Source organism: Rhodococcoides fascians NBRC 12155 = LMG 3623 (assembly GCF_001894785.1).
Classification (GTDB): Bacteria; Actinomycetota; Actinomycetes; order Mycobacteriales; family Mycobacteriaceae; genus Rhodococcoides; species Rhodococcoides fascians.
In genome coordinates this window covers 291,202-311,801 of record NZ_BCWW01000004.1, presented here as the reverse complement: position 1 = coordinate 311,801, position 20,600 = coordinate 291,202, and the positions used below count along the sequence as shown (strand labels likewise).

The window sequence follows — 20,600 nt, the reverse complement described above, 5'->3', positions numbered from 1 at the left end:
TTCGAGCGAGTGCTCTTTCACGGAAGAACACTCGCAAACGTTATGGATATGTATTGCCCAGATGTGCGTCGACAACCGGACCGATCACCGAGACAGCATCGGGATTGGTCATTTCGTTGTGGAAAACGTCCACACCGTGGATGACGATATCTCCTGACACGTACGGTCGCCATTCCTGTGGTGACCGAACAATTCCGTCACTCGCGCCTTTCGTTGCAGAAAAGAACAAAACATTTCCGTCGAACACGTCCGGGATGAACTCGGCCATGATTCGCGTCGAGTTCTCGAATCCTGCATTGATTCTGCGCAAATGATCCGCCGTGACACCGGTGGTCTGCCCCAGGGATTCGTCGAGCAGTTCGACACCACGTTCGTAGGTCAACGGCTCGGACGACGCCTGAGCAGTCAGATCCAGCCCCAGACCCGCGAGCAGGTTCTCGACGCTCAGCTCACCGTCGGCCGTCTCGTCATGGCCGTCGACGTAGCTGTCCAGCAACGCGAGAGTCTGCACTTCGCTGCCGGTGCTGCGTAGTTCCACGGCGATCGCATGGGCGAGCGAACCACCGAGCGACCACCCGAGCAGGTTGTACGGACCGACCGGCTGGACAGCCCGAATCTCGTCGGCGTACCGGTGCGCGAGGTCTCGAATCGAGCCGAACGGCGTGCCTTCCACGATGCTGGGCAACTGCAGGCCGTACACGGGACGGTCGTCACCGATCTGGGACACCAGGCCCGCATATCCCCACGACAACCCGATTCCGGGATGGACGCAGAACAGCGGTTCCTTGGAACCTGTGCTGCGCAGTGGGATGACCACTCCGAACACCGAATCCAGTTGTGCACCGGACGAATCGACGTCCGACGCGACCCGAGCCGCGAGCCCTGCCGGGGTCGGATCGACGAACAATGCCTGCAGCGGGACGCGAACTCCGACCGCGTTCTCGATGGCCGGGCCGATCTTGGTTGCCACCAGCGACGTGCCACCGAGCTCGAAGAAGTTGTCGTCCATGCCGACTCGTTCGACACCCAATACCTCGGCGAACGCGTCGGCGATGGCTGCTTCGAGATCGGTACTCGGTGCCCGATACGGCGTCGTCGACACCGTCAGTTCCGGCACCGGGAGCGCGCGTCGATCCAGCTTGCCCACCGGAGTGAGTGGGATGTCGGCGAGTTCGATGATCGTCGACGGGACCATATGGCGCGGAAGAACGGTCGCGACACTGTCGCGCAACGCCTCGACGTCCACCGATGCACCCTCGGCCGGCAGCACGTAGGACACGAGAACCGTATCTCCCGACGCCGCATTGTGACCGATGGTCGCCGCGAAGCCGACCTCGTCGTGATCGGTGAGCGCGGAGTCGATCTCGCCGAGCTCGATACGGAATCCGCGGACCTTGACCTGGAAGTCGCTGCGTCCGACGAACTCGAGCACACCGGTACTCCCCCAGCGCACGACGTCACCGGTTCGGTACATCCGCTCACCGGCGGTACCGAACGGGTCTGCGACGAAGCGTTCGGATGTGAGCCCGAACCGTCGCAGGTAACCGCGTGCCGTACCGGGGCCTGCGATGTACAGCTCGCCCGACACCCCGGCCGGGACCGGCCGCAGACGTGCGTCGAGCACGAGGAACCGGAATCCGGTACCCGGCCGGCCGACGTCCACCGTGCCGCCTGGCATCAACGGACCGCCGACACTCGCCTGAATGGTCGTCTCGGTCGGACCGTAGCCGTTGAACATCTTGCGGCCCGGTGCCCACTTCGCCACCAGCTCCGGAGTGCAGGCCTCGCCGCCGACGGCGAGGACGCGGACCGTGCCCAAACGTGTCTCGTCGATCGAGGACAACGCCGCCGGAGTCAGGAACGCGTGTGTGACATGTTCCGATTCGAGCAGGTCGGCCAGTTCGCTGCCACCGAACGTTCCCGGCGGCACGATCACCACGGTGGCGCCGACGCCGAACGCCATCGTGAGCTCGTACACCGAGGCGTCGAAACTCGGCGAGGCGATGTGCGACACCCGCGAATCTCGGGTGGGACGGAATCGATCGATCACCTCGGCCTGCAGGTTGGCCAGGCCCCGGTGCCGCACTGCGACGCCCTTCGGGCGACCGGTCGAACCCGAGGTGTAGATCAGGTATGCCGGGTGGTCGAGGTGCAGCGTCGCGGTGCGCTCGGCATCGGTGACTGCGGCCACGGGATAGCGAGAGAGCTCCGATGATGTCTCGGGATCGTCCAGGACGAGCCACGGCACGGTGTCGGGCAGCGACTGCCGACTGTCGACGTCGGTCAATCCCATTGCCGCACGCGAATCTTCGAGCATGTGCGCAATGCGGTCGGCCGGGTAGTTCGGGTCGACCGGCAGGAATGCCGCACCGGTCTTGGCGACCGCCCACACCGACAGAACCGACTCGATGGATCGAGGCAGGGCCAAGGCGACGAACGTTTCCGGTCCGACGCCGTAGTCGATGAGCATTCGCGCGATTCGGTTCGACCAACTGTCGAGGTCGGCGTAGGACAGGCTCACGCCCCGATACGTGACGGCGACCGCGTACGGGTCGAGCGCCACCGAGGCGGCGAGCATTTCCGGCCACGTTCGCAACGCGACGTCGGCGGACCCGCGAGCCGGTGCCAGAGCCTGCTTCTCGTCGGCACCGAGAATGTCGATATCCCCCACCGCGGTGAGTCGATCGCTGCCGACGGCGTCGAGTACGCGAACCAGTCGCGCCGCGATCGCATCGACGGTGGACGCGTCGAACAGCGAGGTGGCGTAATCGAACGCTGCCTCGAATCCGGTCGGTCGCCCGTCGTCGTCGAAGGTCTCGGACACCAGGAGTTGCAGATCCTGCTTGGCCACGGGAACGTCGAAGTCGAAGCCCTCCACGCGCAGATCCGGTAGCTCGAGTGACGCCTTCTCGTTGTTCTGGAACGACAACGCCACCTGCGACAGCGGTGCATACGCCGTCGATCGCGTGGGATTGAGCACCTCGACGATGCGCTCGAACGGCATCTCGGTGTGATCGAAGGCGTCGAGGTCGTGTGCTTTCACCTGCGTGAGCAGATCCACGAACGAGGCGGAGTCGTCGATCCGGCTGCGCAACACCAAGGTGTTGACGAACATGCCGACGAGATCGTCCAGTGCCGCGTCGCCGCGCCCTGCCACCGGAGTGGTGATCGCGATGTCGTCGGTACCGCTCAGGCGCGCCAGCACCACCGCGAACGCGGCGTGCAACACCATGAACATACTGACGTTCTGCTCGCGGGTGATCTCGACGAGTGCCCGATGGATCTCGGCGTCGACGGTGAAGCGAACCCGGCCACCCCGGAAATCCTGCGTGGTGGGCCGCGGGCGATCGGTGGGCAACGGCAGCAGATCGGGTAGACCTGCGAGCGCCGTCGACCAGTACTCGAGCTGGGCCGCGGCCACGCTCGACTCGTCCTTCTCGTCACCGAGCAACGAACGCTGCCACAGCGTGTAGTCGGCGTACTGCACCGGCAGGGGCTCCCAGCCCGGCGCTGCTCCCGTGGTGCGCGCCGAGTACGCGAGCACCACGTCTCGTGCCAGCGGTGCCATCGAGGCTCCGTCGGCCGCGATGTGATGCACCACCATCGCCAGTACGAAGACGGGCTCGGCATCGGTATCGGTACCGACGACGTGGAACAGCTCGACGTGCACCGGAATCTCGGTGGTCACGTCGAATCCACGACCTGCCAGGTGCGCCACCCGGTCGGTCAGCACACCGGCATCGATCGATTCCGGCTCGACCACCGGAGCCACCTCGACGGCCGGATGTACGAGCTGGACCGGGAAGTCCGGTCCGTCCGGGAACGTCGTCCGCAGCGATTCGTGCCGCTCGAGGACGTCGACGACTGCCGCGGCGAGGGCCGCAGTATCGAGCTGCCCGGTCAACTTGACGACCAGTGGCACGTTGTACGCCGCCGAGGTGGTGTCGAACTGGTTGATGAACCACATGCGTTGCTGTGCGAGCGACAGCGGGATGTGATCAGGACGTTGTGTCGCAACGAGATTCGGACGCTGCGTCCGTGTGGACGTTGCGCCGACCGCGCTCGCCAATCCGGCGACAGTCGGCATCTCGAAGATCGTGCGCACGCCGATCGTGGTGCCGAGTTCGGCATTGACGCGAGCGATGACACGGGTGGCACTGAGCGAGTCGCCACCGAGCTCGAAGAAGCTGTCGTCGGCACCGACCCGATCGACGTCGAGAATCTCGGCGAACACGGCGGCCACGGTGAGCTCGGCCGGCGTGCTCGGCTCGCGGTACGACGTCGCCGACCCGAACTCGGGCACCGGCAACGCGGACCGATCGAGTTTTCCGACCGGTGTGAGCGGAATGGCGTCGAGCACGACGATGGCTGCGGGAACCATGTGCGACGGCAACATGCCGGCCAGGTGGTCACGCAGGACACCGGTATCGAACGCGTCCGCCGCGCCCTCGGTGGTTCGTACGTACGACACCAGGACGGTCGCTCCCGACGGGCCCGGAGTGCCGAAGGTCGCGGCGAAGTCCACGGACGGATGCGATGCGAGCGCCGCGTCGATCTCGCCGAGTTCGATGCGGAAGCCGCGAACCTTGACCTGCGAATCACTTCGACCGACGTATTCGATCGTCAGATCCGGCGACCACCGCACCACGTCTCCGGTGCGGTACATCCGCGCGCCGGGTGCGCCGAACGGGTCGGCGACGAATCGCTCCGCCGTCAGGCCCAATCGGTCGTGGTAACCGCGGGCGAGTCCGACACCCGCGAGATAGAGCTCACCTGCCACGCCGACAGGAACGGGCTGCAGCCGTGAATCGAGCACCACCTCGTACACGCCGCGAACAGGACCACCGATCGAGACGGTGTCACCTGCAGTCATCGGCGTGCTGATGTTGGACATGATCGTGGCCTCGGTCGGACCGTAACCGTTGTAGAGATTCCGGCCCGGTGCCCACTTCGCGACCAACTCGGCCGGTACGGCCTCGCCACCGACGACGACGTCGGCGAACGTGTCGAGCCCGCTCGGGTCGACCGACGCCAGAGCCGACGGGGTGATGAAGCCGTGGGTGACCGACTCCGCTGCCAACAGTGCCGCGAGTTCGTTGCCGCCGTACACGGTGGGCGGCACGATGATCATCGTCGCGCCGACGCCGAAGGCGAGTAGGTACTCGAGCACGGATGCATCGAAGCTCGGGGACGAGACGTGCAGTGTGCGTGAGTCTTTGGTGATTCGGTATCGCTCGCGCTGCTCGGTTGCGAAGTTGTCGAGACCGGAGTGCGTGACGACGACACCCTTGGGCACACCCGTCGAACCCGAGGTGTAGATGGTGTACGCCGCGCTGTCGAAGGCGATGCGTCCGTTCCGCTCGGTGGCGCCGATCGGCTCGTCGCTCACTGCGTTCGGGCCGTCCGTCGCCAGATCGTCGAGGACGATCCAGGGCACGGTCGACGGCAGGTCGTCGAGATGGGTGCGGGTGGTGACGCCGAACGTTGCTCCGGAGTCGGCCAACATGTGCTCGATGCGATCGGCCGGGTAGTTGGGATCCACCGGTACGAATGCCGCGCCGGATTTTGCGACGGCCCAGACCGTCAGCACCGATTCGATCGATCGTGCGATGCCGAGTGCCACGAAGGTCTCGGTGCGCACGCCGTGGCCCAGCAGAATTCGAGCGAGTCGGTTGGACCGACGGTCCAACTCCCGGTACGTCATTTCGCCGTCGGTGCTGCGCAGTGCGATAGCGTCCGGGTTCACCGCGGCAGCGTCGGAGAAGATTTCCGGCAGCAGCCGGGCCGAGCGTCCATCGGGTCCGAACACCGGTGCCAGCGAGGCGAACTCGGCGTCACCGAGGAGTCGCAGCCGTCCCAGTGGCTGCTGTTCGTCCTCGAGCACGGCGTCGAGGACACGCTCGACGCGATCGACGATGGCGTGCACGGAATCGACGTCGAACAGTTCCGGCAGGTACTTCGCCTTCAGGTTGAGGCGCTCGTCGACCGACGAAACCAGAGTCAGCGGGTAGTGCGCTGCGTCGGTTCCGAGAATGTCGGTGACCTGCATACCGGCGAAATCGGTTGCCGCAGAAGCGCCGGCCCGGTCGACGGGGTACGACTCGAACACCGTCAAGGTGTCGAAAGCCACGCCTGCACCCGCTGCGCGTTGGATATCGGTCAGGCCGAGGTAGTGGTGATCCAACAGCGATGCCTGCTCGGCCTGAACCCGATCGACCAGTGCACCCAGCGTTTCGCTCCGGTCGAGCGTGACCCGGACGGGCAGGGTGTTGATGAACAGCCCGATCATGCCCTCGATACCCGGAACCTCCGGCGGACGACCCGACACCGTCGCACCGAACACGACGTCCTCGCGTCCGGTGAGGGTGGCCAGCACGACGCCCCATGCGGTCTGGACGAGGGTGTTGAGGGTCGATCCACGGCGAGCAGCGAAGTCACGCAGTGCCGCGGTGGTCTCGACCGACAACGACCGCTCGGTCTCCTGCGACACGGTGGACAGTTGCCGGCCACGATCGTCGGTGACCAACAGCGTGGGTTCTTCCACGCCGGCCATGGCACTGACCCATTGCGCGGTGGAGATCGCCACGTCTCGTTGGCGCATCCAGGCCAGGTAGTCCCGGTAGGCAGGAATGCGCGGCAGCATCGAGTCGTCGGACTCGGTGACGTAGAGCGTGATGAGTTCCTTGACGACCAGCGGCGTCGACCATCCGTCCAACAGGATGTGGTGGTTGGTCAGCAGCAGACGCCAGTGATCGTCGGCCAGGGTGATGAGCGTGAACCGCAGCAGCGGTGCCCGGTCCATCTCGAAGCGCACCGCACGGTCGGCCTCGAGAACTGCCTCGAGGGCCACCTCGACATCGGGCTCCCCCCGAAGGTCGATCTCGGACCACGGAACAGTGACCGAACTCTGCACGATCTGCAGTGACTCGCCGTTGCTGTTGTGTACGAACGCTGCTCGCAGGTTGGGATGGCGAGAGACCAGTTTGTCGACGGCAGCATGCATCCGCGTCGCATCGACAGTTCCCCGGAGCTCGAGCCCCAGCTGAACCATGTACGCGTCGACACCCGAACCGGCACTGCCGATCTCGCCGGCCAGGCGAGCGTGGAACAGCAAGCCGGCCTGCAGAGGCGACAACGACCACACGTCGTCGAGATTCGGGAACTGCTCTTCCAGAGCATCGATGGATGTCTGATCGATGTCGACCAGCTCGAGATCCGACGGCGTGAAGCCGCCCGCACCGTCGGCCGAGGCGTGCTCGGTGATCGAGGTGAGGGCCTGCGTCCACAGTTCGATCAACCTGCCGACCTCGTCGGCGTCGAGAACGCCCGCGGGGAAGGCGAACGTCGCGTCGAGCTGCGGGCCGTCGGGGGTCGAGGTGGTGACAGCGTTGATGTCCAGCGCCGCAGGCACCGGCATGTCCGGATTCTGCGCGTCGCCGAGCTCTGCGTCGGCCACCGGGATCCAACCCACGTCGTCCATGCCTTCGGTGGATCCGGTGGAGAACCGGCCGAGGTAGTTGAAGCTGACCTGTGGTGCGGCGAAGCCGGACAGAGCCTCGCCTGCAGCGGAATCGAGGTACCGCAGCATGCCGTAGCCGATGCCGTGATCGGGGATCTCGAGCAGCTGTTCCTTGATGGTCTTGACCAGAGCACCGGCCGACGCGCCGCCTGCCAGAGCGTCGGCGACGTCGAGCGACCCGAGATCGAGACGTACGGGGAAGATGGTGGTGAACCAGCCGACGGTCCGACCGAGATCGGCACCGGGCACCACAGCGTCCTCGCGGCCGTGGCCCTCGAGAGTCACGAGAGCGTCCCGCACCGCATCGCCGCGTTCGCGACGCCACGCCGTCAGGGCCAGAGCCAAACCGGCCAGCAGGCCGTCGTTGACGCTGCCGCGGAACACGTCCGGGACAGTGGTCAACAGGCGCTCGGTGACCTCGACCGGCAGGGACGTGCGGACACGCTGCACGGTGGCGTCGACGTCGAATCTCTTGTCGAGCGGGCGAGAACCGATCGTCGGGTCGGCTCCGTCGAGGATCCGACGCCACAGTCCGAGCTCGTCGGTTCGGGCGGCCGTGACCTCGGTGAGTCCGGTGGACCACCGACGCATCGACGTACCGATCGGAGCCAGTTCAGGCTCCTGGCCGGAGACGATCCGACTCCATGCCGTGGCGAGGTCGGGGACCAGAATGCGCCAGGACACGCCGTCGATCACGAGGTGGTGGGCGACGACGAGCAGTCGACCCGAGCCATTGGGGCTCTGGAACCACACCATCTGCACCATGACGCCGTCGGCCGGAACCAGACGATCGGCAGCGGCGTCGAGCTCGGCCGCGGCGGCGACGGAGAATTCGGGGCCGTCGACGGATTCGACCGAGACCGCGTGAAGGACGCTCGCAGCCGAGACTGTTCCGACCGGAGACACTTCCTCGTGCCACTCCCCGTCCGCGTCCTGGTAGAGGCGCGCACGCAGCATGTCGTGACGATCGAGCACCGCTGCCACGGTGCGTTCGAGCGTCTCGCGCTCGATGCCGACCGGAAGCTGAAGCAGCGCTGTTTGTGTGTAACGGCCGAATTCGGTGCTGCGGTCCAACATCCACCGCACGACCGGGGTGAGCGGCATCGGGCCGACTCCCCCACCGTCGAGTTCTTCGAGCACCACGGCGTCGCCGCCGAGAACAGCGACCTCGGCGAGAGCGGCCACGGTCTTGCGCTCGAAGATGTCGCGGGGAGCCAGCACCAGCCCGGCGGCCTTGGCGCGCGAGACCAACTGGATCGACATGATGCTGTCGCCGCCGAGTGCGAAGAACGAATCGTCGACGCCGACGGTATCGAGCCCGAGAACGTCCGCGAACAGACCGGCCAGGATCGACTCGACTTCGGTTGCGGGCAAACGACTTTCGGTGACGTTTGCCGAGAAGTCCGGTGCCGGGAGTGCACGGCGATCGAGTTTGCCGTTGGCGGTCAGCGGCAGCTCGTCCAGGACGATCAACGCTGCGGGCACCATGTACGAGGTCAACGAGTTGCCCACGAAGTCGAGAACGGCCGCATGGTCGAGCGCGCGACCGGCCTCGGCCACGACGTAGCCGATCAGGCGATCACCGAAACCGTCGTCGCGGACGGAGACCACGGAAGCCGCTACCCCATCGAATGCCAGGAGCGCGCTTTCGATTTCGCCCAGTTCGATACGGAAGCCGTGCAACTGGACCTGCATGTCGCTTCGACCCAGGTATTCGAGAGCCCCATCGCGATTCCACCTGGCGGTGTCACCGGTGCGGTACATACGCGCACCCACATCGCCGGACGGGTCGGCAACGAAACGTGTTGCGGACAGCCCTGCTCGGCCGAGGTATCCGCGAGAGAGCTGTGCCCCGGACACGTACATCTCCCCGACGACCCCGGGCGGAACAGGATTGAGGCGGGTGTCGAGAACGGCGACACGCAGCGCCGGGATCGCCTGGCCGATGACGCTGGCCGAAGCGGACGCCGCGAACTGCTCGGTCAGAGCCAGGTGGCTCACGTGGACCGTCGTCTCGGTGATGCCGTACATGTTGACCAGGGTCGGCGAGGTCTCCTCGTGCCGTGCGTACCAGCGACCGAGCTGCCCGAGATCGAGTGCTTCTCCACCGAAGATGACGTACCGCAGCGACAGTGCGTCCGATCCGTCGGCGGATCCACCTGCCGCGGTTGCCACACGATCGGCTTCGGCGAACTGGTAGAACGCCGTCGGCGTCTGGTTGAGGACCGTGACCTTCTCGCGAATCAGCAACTCGCGGAACAGTTCCGGCGAGCGTGCGGTGTAGTAGTCGACGACCACGAGAGTGCCGCCGTGCAGCAGTGGTCCCCACAGTTCCCACACCGAGAAGTCGAACGCGTAGGAGTGGAACATGGTCCACACGTCGCGGTCGTCGAAGTGGAACAGATCCGTGGTGTTCGCGAACAGCGTCGCGACGTTACGGTGCGCGATCTGCACACCCTTGGGACGTCCGGTACTACCCGAGGTGTAGATGACGTAGGCGATCGAATCGGCATCGGTGGTGCCGATGCGGTCGGCGTCGGTCAGCGGGGCTCCGGACACGCTTGCCAGCTCGGCGACCGCTTCGGGTGCATCGAGCAGCAGCATCTCGACATCGGAAGCAGGCACCGATGCACTGTCGGCGACGGTGGAGATCACACAGACCGGTGACGCGTCGTCGAGCATGAAGGCGAGCCGGTCGGCCGGATAGCCGACATCGATCGGGAGGTAGCCGCCGCCGGACTTGACGACCGCCAACAGAGCAACGATCAGCTCCTCGGTGCGCGGCATCGCAACCGCCACCAGGGACTCCGACGTCACACCCCGAGCCACGAGGACTCGTGCGAGTCGGTTCGAGCGGTCGTCCAGCTCGGCGTAGGTCAGCGAGCGATCGCCGAACACGACTGCCTGTGCTTCGGGGAACTGCGCAGCGGCCGCGGCGAAGCGGTCGGCCAGTGTCGCATCGGTCGCCGTGTGTCCGTCGTGGTTCCACTGCCGGGCCATGGCGTCGAGTTCACCCGGCAACAGGATGTCGATGTCGCCGACAGCACGATCGGGATCGGTGGTCACGCCGGCGAGGACGGCACCGAATCGAGTCGAGAACTCGTCCACGGAGATCTCGTCGAACAGGTCGACCGCATAGGTGATCGCAGCGGTCATACCTGCCGGAGCACCGGAGTCGTCGAACCGTTCCGCGACGGTCAGCTGGAGGTCGAACTTCGCGACGTGGGCGTCGATGTCGACGGCCTCGACGGTGAGTTCGGGTAGCTCCAGTGCCGCCGAGGTGTTGTTCTGGAATTCGAGCAGTACCTGGAACAACGGCGAGTGATCGGTGGAACGCGCCGGATCGAGGACGTCGACGAGACGCTCGAACGGCACGTCGGTGTTGTCGAACGCCGCCAGGTCCGCGGTACGGGTCCGGCGGAGCAGCTCGGTGAACGAGAGATCGGGCGCTACCTCGGTGCGCAGAACCAGAGTCCCGACGAACATGCCGACCAAATCGTCGAGCGCCGCGTCGCCACGCCCGGCGATGGGCGTGCCGACTGCGATGTCCTCGGTCCCGCTGAGGCGAGCCATGAGGATCGACCATGCTGCATGCATGGCCATGAACACGGTCGCGTCGTTCGCGCGGGCGAGGTCCACCAGGCCGGCGTGGACGTCTGGCTCGATCTCGAACCGAACACTGTTGCCGCGCATCGACTGCCGTGCCGGGCGAGGATGGTCGAGCGGAAGCGGCAGCAGCTCGGGTAGATCCGCGAGAGTGGACTTCCAGAACTCGAGCTGCTGTGCTGCCACCGAGCTCGGGTCGGACTCGTCGCCGAGAACCGAGCGTTGCCACATCGCGAAATCGGCGTACTGAACGTCGAGCGGTGCCCACATCGGGGCTACTCCCGACACGCGAGATCCGTACGCCACCATGACGTCTCGAGCCAACGGTGCCATGGACGCGCCGTCGGCGGCAATGTGATGCACGATGATCGACAGCACGAAATCCTCGGGTGCCGTCCGGTACAGAACGGCCCGGAAGGGCAGGTCCTTCGACACGTCGAATCCGCGGGCGGCAGCGGACGAGATCGCGGTGACGATCTCGGTGGCATCGACGTCGACGACGTGCAGATCGGTCGTCGCCGCGTCGGTGCCGAGAATGTGCTGCTCGGGCCGATCGCCGTGCGAGGGGAACACGGTGCGCAGCGACTCGTGCCGCGCCAGCACGTCACCGATCGCAGCGTTCATTGCCTCGATGTCGAGACGGCCTGTCAATCGAACCGCGAGCGGGATGTTGTAGGCGGCCGAGTCGACGTCGAACTGGTTGATGAACCACATTCTCTGCTGAGCCATCGACAACGGAATCGAGCTCGGGCGAGGCTTCGCAGTGAGCGCCGGACGGCGCGCGGCACCGGCCGGGTTGCTGTGCACTCGCACCGCCAACGACTCGACCGTGGGTGCCTCGAACAACGCACGAACGCTGACAGCGGTGTCGAGGGCTGCATTCACCCGAGCGGTGAGGCGGGTGGCGCTCAGCGAGTCTCCACCGAGATCGAAGAAGCTCGAGTCGATGCCGACGCTGCCCACGCCGAGAACCTCGCCGAAGATGTCGGCGATGATCCGCTCGGTCTCGTTGCGAGGAGCGCGCGAGTCGCTGCCGAGGTGCAGATCCGGGGCGGGCAGCGCCTGTCGATCGAGCTTGCCCGCGGGCGTGAGCGGGATCGACTCCAGGGCAACGAACGCCGTCGGAATCATGTGTGTCGGAAGCGAACTCGACGCCCGAGTGCGCAGCGTCGTCACATCGATTTCGTGGCCGGGCCGCGGAAGAACGTAGGCGACCAGGATCGTGTTTCCGGCAGGTCCGTCGACACCGATCGTCGTAGCGAATTCGACTGTCGGATCATCGGTCAGCACCGCGTCGATCTCGCCGAGCTCGATACGGAAACCGCGCACCTTGACCTGGAAGTCGCTGCGTCCGACGTACTCGAGGGTGCCCGACTCGGTCCACCGCACGACGTCGCCGGTTCGGTACATACGCTCGCCGGGCTCGCCGAACGGGTTCGCGACGAACCGCTCTGCCGTCAGACCGAATCGCGAATGGTAGCCACGCGCCAGGGCGGGGCCGGCGAGGTAGAGCTCTCCTGCGACACCGACCGGTACCGGATGCAGACGCGAATCCAGCACTACTTCGCCGAAACCGATTGTCGGCGAGCCGATATCGATGGGCGAGCCCACGTGCAGCTGGTCACTGACGGAGGAGAAGATGGTGGCCTCCGTGGGGCCGTACGCATTGAACATGCGCCGGCCCGGTGCCCACCGTGCGACGAGCTCGGGCGGACACACGTCGCCGCCGGTTGCAACGACGCTCAGTTCGGTCAGACCATCGGGGTCCACCGATGCGAGGGCCGCGGGAGTCACGAACGCATGCGTGACGTGCTGCTGCGCCAGGAGCTCGCCGAGCTCCACGCCGCCGTAGACGGAGGTGGGTGCGATCACCATCGTGGCGGCACCCGAGATCACCATGGCCAGCTCGAGAATGGATGCATCGAAGCTCGGTGACGCGAATGCGAGAACCCGAGCGTTCGGAGTCAACTCGAAACGAGACCGTTCTTCCTCGGCCAGGTTGGCCAGGCCGCGATGAGTGACGGTGACGCCCTTGGGAACTCCGGTGGAGCCGGAGGTGTAGATCAGGTACGCGACCTGATCGATGTGTACCGGTCGAGTGCGGTCGGAGTCGAGAACCGGTGCGGTCGAACGGTTCGCGAGATCGCGGCGAGTGTCGTCGTGGTCGAGGACGGACCACGCAGCCGAGCCCAGACCCTCGACGGCACCGACGTGCTCGGTCGACGTGACGCCGATGGACGCGCCGGAGTCGACCAGCATGTGCTCGACTCGATCACGGGGGTAACTCGGATCGATCGGCAGGAAGGCCGCACCGGTCTTGGCCACGGCCCAGATTGCGAGAACCGATTCGATGGAGCGCGGCAAAGCAAGTGCCACAACGGTTTCCGGACCTGCTCCGCGGGCGATCAACGCACGCGCGAGCGCGGACGACCGAGTGTCCAATTCGGTGTAGGTCAGTGTCCGACCTGCGCTCCACACTGCCGTACCACCGGGGTTGCGGGCAGCAGCATCGGTGAGGATGTCCGGCAGGAGTCGTTCGGTCGTGGAAGCGGGACCACGTACCGGGGCCAGCCTGTTCGATTCCTCCGAGGACAGCAGCGACAGCGATGCGACCCGTTGGTCGGTGTCGGTCGCGATCGCCTCGAGAACACGCACGATTCGATCGACGGTGGCGACGACGACACTGTGCTCGAACAGCTCGGGCAGGTACTTGGCTTCGATGTGCAATCGGTCGTCGACCATCGCGACCAGGGTCAGCGGATACTGTGCGGTGTCGCTGCCGTCGTGTACGTCGTGCACCCGCATGCCGGCGAGATCGGTCTCGGCCGACAGACCCGCACGGTCCATCGGATACGACTCGAACACGGTGAGCGTGTCGAACGCGACCGCGGGACCGACGGCACGCTGGATATCGGTCAGGCCCAGGTAGTGGTGATCGAGCAGCGAAGCCTGTTCGGCCTGCACCCGATCGAGGTACTGGCCGAGTGTCTCGGCTGGATCCAGCACGATGCGCACCGGCAGCGTGTTGATGAACAGACCGACCATGGACTCGATATCCGAGACCTCCGGCGGACGTCCCGAGACGGTGGCACCGAACACGACGTCCGTGCGACCGGTCAACGTGCCCAGCACCATCGCCCACGAAGCCTGCACCATCGAGTTCATCGTGATGCCGCGTGCCCGGGCGAGACTGCGCAGGCGTTCGGTCTGCTCGGTGTCCAGGGAAACCAACGCGCGGCCGGCCAATGTCGACTCCTGGCGACGGCTCTCGACCGGCGTCAGCAGGGTGGGTTCGGCGAGACCCGCGAGGGCTTCCGTCCATGCCGCACGAGCTGCCGAGTGATCACGCCGCGACAACCACGACAGGTAGTCGCGGTACGCAGGTACGCGCGGAAGAACGGCGTCGTCGCCGTCCACGACGTAGAGCGTGAGCAGGTCCTTCAGGAGCAGCGGCGTCGACCATCCGTCGAGCAGGATGTGGTGGTTGGTCATCACCAGACGCCACTCGCCCGGGGCCATCGTCACGAGCATGAAGCGCAACAACGGCGCCTGTGCCATGTTGAATCGCGTTGCGCGGTCGTCGTGTTCGATTCGCTCGAGCTCGGCTGCGCGATCGTCGACGCTCAGCGACGACAGATCGACCGAGGTCCACGGCACAACGACGTCGTGATGCACGATCTGGATGGATTCGCCGTCGTTGTTGTGCACGAACGCCGTGCGCAGGTTCGCGTGGCGCCGCAGTAGAGCCTGGGCAGCGCGGCGGAAGCGAGCCTCGTCGACGTCCCCGCGGAGGTCGAGCACCAGCTGCACGATGTAGGCGTCGACGGCCTGATCCGACAGTTCGGCATGGAAGAGCAAACCGGCCTGCAGAGGCGTCATCGACCAGATGTCGTCGAGAGTCGGGTACACCCGCTCGAGATCGTCGATGGACTTCTGGTCGAGGCTCACCAGATCGAGATCGGACGGGGTGAACCCGCCGGTGCCCGGTCGCTGAGCGAGCTGCGTCAGCGCGGTGAGAGCCTGCTTCCACAACTGGGCGAGTTCGGTGACCTCGTCGGCGTCGAGCACGCCCGTCGGGAATGCGAAGGTCGCCTCCAACCGCGGTCCGGTCGGTGTGGCCGTGGTGACCGCGTTGATGTCGAGTGCAGCGGCGACCGGCAGGTCCTCGTCCTGGGAATCACCGACGCCGGAGTCGTCGACCGGCAGCCACCCGTGTCCGCGGAGCTCGTCCGGAACGTCGGTGCTGTATCGACCGAGGTAGTTGAAACTGACCTGGGGTGCCGGGAAGTCACGCAGTGTCGCACCGGCCTCCTCGTCCAGGTAGCGGAGCATGCCGTACCCGATGCCGTGATCGGCAACGGCGAGCAGCTGCTCCTTGACGGACTTGACCAGCGCTGCTGCCGCGTCCCCTCCGGCGAGAGCGTCGTCGAGGTCGATCCCGTCGAGGGTCAGTCGAAGTGGGTAGATGGTGGTGAACCAACCGATGGTGCGGCTGAGATCGGCTCCCGGAACCACATGGTCCTCACGGCCGTGGCCCTCGAGAGAGATCAGTGCGTCGGACACGACGACACCGCGGTTTCGTCGCCACACGGCGGTCGCCAGAGCCAGAGCGGCCAGCAGACCGTCGTTGACGCTGCCGTGGAACGCCTCGGGCAGAGCCGTCAACAGGCCCTCGGTGACATCGGTCGACAGAGTGACCTCGACCTTGTCCACCGTTCGATAGACGTCGATCTCGCGGTCGAGTGCGCGTGAACCGATGAGCGGATCGGGATCGGCGAGCGCGTCGCGCCATACAGCGAGCTCGTCCGAACGCGTTGCGGTGACCTCACGCAGGCCGTGCGCCCATCGACGCATCGAGGTACCGACCGGGGCCAGTTCCGGTGTGCTGCCGCCGATGATCTGAGCCCACGCCGACGCGAGGTCGGGCACGAGAATTCGCCACGAGACGCCGTCGATCACGAGGTGGTGCGCGACGACGAGCAGTCGGCTGCCTTCGGAGCCGGCGTCGAACCAGACCATCTGGATCATGACACCGGCATCGGGTGCCAGACGATCCACTGCTGCAGCGGCTTCCGACCTGGCCTGATCCGAGAACTCCGGTCCCCGAACACTGTTCGACTCCACCCGGCGGACGACGGACTGCGCCGTCACTGAACCGATCGGGAGCACCTCCATCGACGGTTCTCCGGCACGGTGCAGAACTGCACGGAGCATGTCGTGGTGATCGAGGACGGTCTGAACGGTTGCTTCGAGAACGTCGAGCTCGATATCGGACGGCAGTGTCAGCACGGCAGTCTGTGTGTGCTTGTCGAGTACCGACGTGCGGTCGAGCATCCAGTGCACGATCGGGGTGAGCGGGACGTCTCCGACGCCACCGCCGGGCAGCTCGTCGAGCACGAGCGGAACGGTCCCGTCGCCGGCGGCGACGACCTCGGCCAGTGCGGCAACGGTCTTGTGCTCGAACACATCTCGCGGCGACAGAGCCAGCCCTGCCGCTTTCGCGCGGGAGACGAGCTGAATCGACATGATGCTGTCTCCGCCGAGCGCGAAGAAGGAGTCGTCGACTCCGACGCGATCGAGGCGGAGCACCTCGGCGAACAAACCGGCGAGCGTCTTCTCGACGGCATTGTCGGCGTCGCGTCCCGAGGTGACCTGAGCGGACCAGTCGGGTTCGGGGAGGGCTTTGCGGTCGAGTTTGCCGGCCGGAGTCAACGGGATCGACTCCAACATCACGAACGCCGAGGGCACCATGTGCGCAGGCAGCACCGACGCCGCATGATCCCGCAGCACACCGGCATCGAACGACGCACCGGCCACCGGCAACACATACGACACCAACACCGTCGACCCCGCCGCGGACTCACGCCCGACAGTGACCACGAAATCGACACCCGACACAGCCGCCAACACCGAATCGATCTCACCCAACTCGATGCGGAAACCACGCACCTTCACCTGAAAATCGCTGCGCCCCACATACTCCAACGCACCCGAGGCATTCCACCGCACCACATCACCGGTGCGATACATCCGCGAACCCGCACCACCGAACGGATTGGCCACGAACCGCTCCGCCGACAACCCCGACCGCGCGTGATACCCACGAGCCAACGCCGGACCCGCCAGATACAACTCACCCACCACACCCACGGGCACCGGATTCAACCGCGCATCCAACACCACCTCCGCGAAACCGATCGTCGGCGAACCGATATCGACCGACTCCCCCACCACCAACGCCGACGAAATCGACGAGAAAATCGTCGCCTCCGTCGGACCGTACGCATTGAACATCCGCCGACCCGGCGCCCACCGCGCCACCAACTCCGGAGCACACACATCACCACCGGTGACCACGACCTCCACCGAATCCAACCCCACCGGATCCACCGACGCCAACGCCGCCGGAGTCACGAACGCATGCGTGACCCGCTCCTCGGCGAGCAACGACGCCAACTCCACCCCACCGAACACCATCGCCGGCGCAATCACCATCGTCGCCCCACCCGAGAACGCCAACACGAACTCGAGAATCGACGCATCGAAACTCGGCGACGCGAACGCCAACACCCGAGACGACGGCCCCACACCGAACCGAACCCGCTCCTCGGCAGCCAAGTTCCCCACACCACGATGAGTGACCACCACACCCTTGGGCACACCAGTGGACCCCGAGGTATAGATCAGATACGCCGCATCATCGAGACGCAACACACCCGAACGTTCGGCATCCAACACCGGAGCAGGCGAAGCGAACGCCAGATCCGCCACCACATCGGCATCGTCGAGCACCACCCACGACACCCCACCCACACCCGCAACCGCATCCAGATGCGCATCCAACGTCACACCCACCACAGCACCGGAATCGACCAACATGTGCTCGATCCGATCCACCGGATAATTCGGATCCACCGGCAAGAACGCACCACCGGCCTTCGCCACCGCCCACACCGCCACCACAGACTCCACCGACCGCGACAACGCCAACGCCACGAACGACCCCGGACCCACACCACACGACATCAACACCCGCGCCACACGCGACGATGCCGCATCCAACTCCCCATACGAGAGCACCCGCGAACCCGACACCACCGCAACACCACCGACACCGACCGCACCAGCCAACAACTCCGGCAACACCACACCCGCAACAGAACGCGGACCACGAACCGGAGCCAGGCGCGCACGTTCGGCGGTGGAGAGCAACTCCACGTCACCGACGGCACGCTGTGGGTCACTCGTCAGTGCGTCGACGATGCGCACCAGACGACGACCGATCTGAGCAACACTGCCGGCATCGAACAGTTCTGTGGCGTAATCGATGACGACATGCGGAGATTCGGACTCGTGAACCGTGACGACGAGATCGAAATCTATTCCGTCGCGCGGAAGCGGAGACTCTCCGAAGCGGAGCGCGACCTGGGCGAGGGGGTTGTGCGAGCCGGTTTCGGCCGAGCCGAGTGCTCGGGCTATCTCGGCGAAGGTGGCATCGGCGTGGGCCGACGCATCGACGAACTCTGCCGCGGTGGTGCCGACGAAGTCCGAGAACGACTGACGGCCGTCGGGGCGGGTGCGCAGAACAACCGTCTCGCCGCGGCCGGAGGGCACTGCGATCGAGACGTCGTCCGTGGATGCGAGACGCGAAAGAAGAACGGCCACAGCGGATTCGAGCACGACGAACGGGGTGGTCGAGCTGTCGTCGGCGAGTCGGCTCACGGCATCCCACGCTGCGGACCCCAGGGCGACCTCGTGCGACGCGCGAACATGCCCGATGCGCGAAGGCCGGGGGCGGTCGGTCGGCAGCGCGAGCAGGTCCGGTGCATCGGCCAGTCGATCGACCCAGTGGGCTACGTGCGCCGCAGCGCGACGGCGGCGGCGACCTTCGAGGGCGCTGTCCGGATGAACTTGCAGGACGGGCACGTCCGGGCCGGACGCGATGAATTCGGTGACCATGTCGACGAAACTGGAGTGATGCGTCGTCAGGTCGTTGTCGTCGTAGCGGTTGGGGTTTGCCCGGAAATCGACGAATGTTCTTGCAGGAGTGCCACTTTGGTAGACGTTGACGAGGAGGTCCTCGACCGGGCCGGACGTGACGATGTTGAATTCGCCGACGATCGAGCCGAGCTGAATCTGCTGATGGAACAGCATCATGTTGACCATCGGGCCGGCGAGTTGTTTGTCGCTTCCCGTGGCTGCCAACTCGCGCCGGATGTCTTCGATGCTGAACCTCTGGTGGCGCAACGCACCCATCAGCTCGAGTTGTACCTGCTGTACGAGTTCACCGACGGTGGCCTTCTCGGAGACGCGCATCGGAATGGGTGCGACGTTGACCAACATTCCGCCGGATCGACGGAGGAGGGCCGTGGTGCGCGCGGACACGGGGATGTTGACCAGGACGTCTTCGCGCCCGGTCATGCGAGAGAGGTAACAGCCGAATGCAGCGATGAACACCGCGGCGGCCGTCCCGCCCTTCGTCGAGTCCGACGCTTCGAGTTCGGTGACGACGGCATCGGGCAGTGCGACACTGCGCAGCTTGCTGGCCGCGATGGTACGACCGGGTGTGTTGGACAGCGTGGCACCGTCGTGGATGCCCGCGGCCCTCGATGTCCAGTACTGCTTGTCCGTCTCGAAACGAGTGGACGTCCGGTACTCCTGATCGAGGTCGTACAGTCGCCGAAGTTCGGCTGCCTTGTTCGGCTCGGGTTCGACATTCTCGACCGCTGCGGTGTAGAGCGCGGCGGTGCGCTGGACCAGTGTCATGGCACCGTAGCCGTCGAGGGCGACGTGGTGGATCTTGCTGTACCAGAGGTTGCGTTCGTCCTCGACCTGAAGAATCCAGCTGTCGACGAGCGGATCGTTCTCCATGTCGACCGGCTTGACGTAGTTCTCGTCTATCCACGCCAGCGCCGACGCCATCGGATCGTCTTCGCCGCGAAGATCCAGGTAGTGCACCGACTGATCTATGCCGTGGTCGACCGTCTGAACCGGCTCCCCGTCGATCTGGGCCAGGCGTAGGTAGGCCGACTGGAACTCGTGCCCGGCGCGGGCCGACGCCTCCTGGAGAACCGCTATGTCGAGTGGTCCGCGCAGATCGACGTATTGAGCGATACAGACAGCGACGTCAGGCGCGAGTTGTTGCGCAAACCACATTCCGCGCTGCGCCGAGGACAGCGGGAAGGAATTGTCGAACCCTGTTCCGGTCGGCGGGACCTGAGAGCCACCGGTGGTCACTGCGCGCATTCACTTGCCTTTCGGCGGGACGGAGGCACCGGCAAAAGCCGACGTCGAACCCGTGGAATCGGAGCCTTCGGCCTGGTGAGAGATCTCCGGCCGCGGCGGCGTCTGCGCGCGATTGAGCAATTCTGGCGTCCGTTCTGGTCTGCGTTCGTATCGGTCCACACACACTCGATGGCGGTTGTGGGGCTGTTTGGATTCGTCGCCTGGAGCTTGTCGGATTGAAACAGGGAAG

At 65.6% G+C, this 20,600-nt stretch carries 1 protein-coding gene; it reads right to left on the bottom strand.

Going from position 1 to position 20,600, the window contains the following annotated elements:
* Positions 1–40: 40 nt before the first annotated feature.
* The gene (locus RFA01S_RS12605) at positions 41–20,371 is read right to left on the bottom strand and encodes a non-ribosomal peptide synthetase (protein WP_081371326.1); all 20,331 of its coding nucleotides are present in this window, start codon (positions 20,369–20,371) and stop codon (positions 41–43) included.
* Positions 20,372–20,600: the final 229 nt, after the last annotated feature.

What these genes read in the sequence shown, in the direction of transcription:
- RFA01S_RS12605 (WP_081371326.1), bottom strand. Translation starts at nt 20,371, where the DNA reads ATGCGCGCAGTGACCACCGGTGGCTCTCAGGTCCCGCCGACCGGAACA.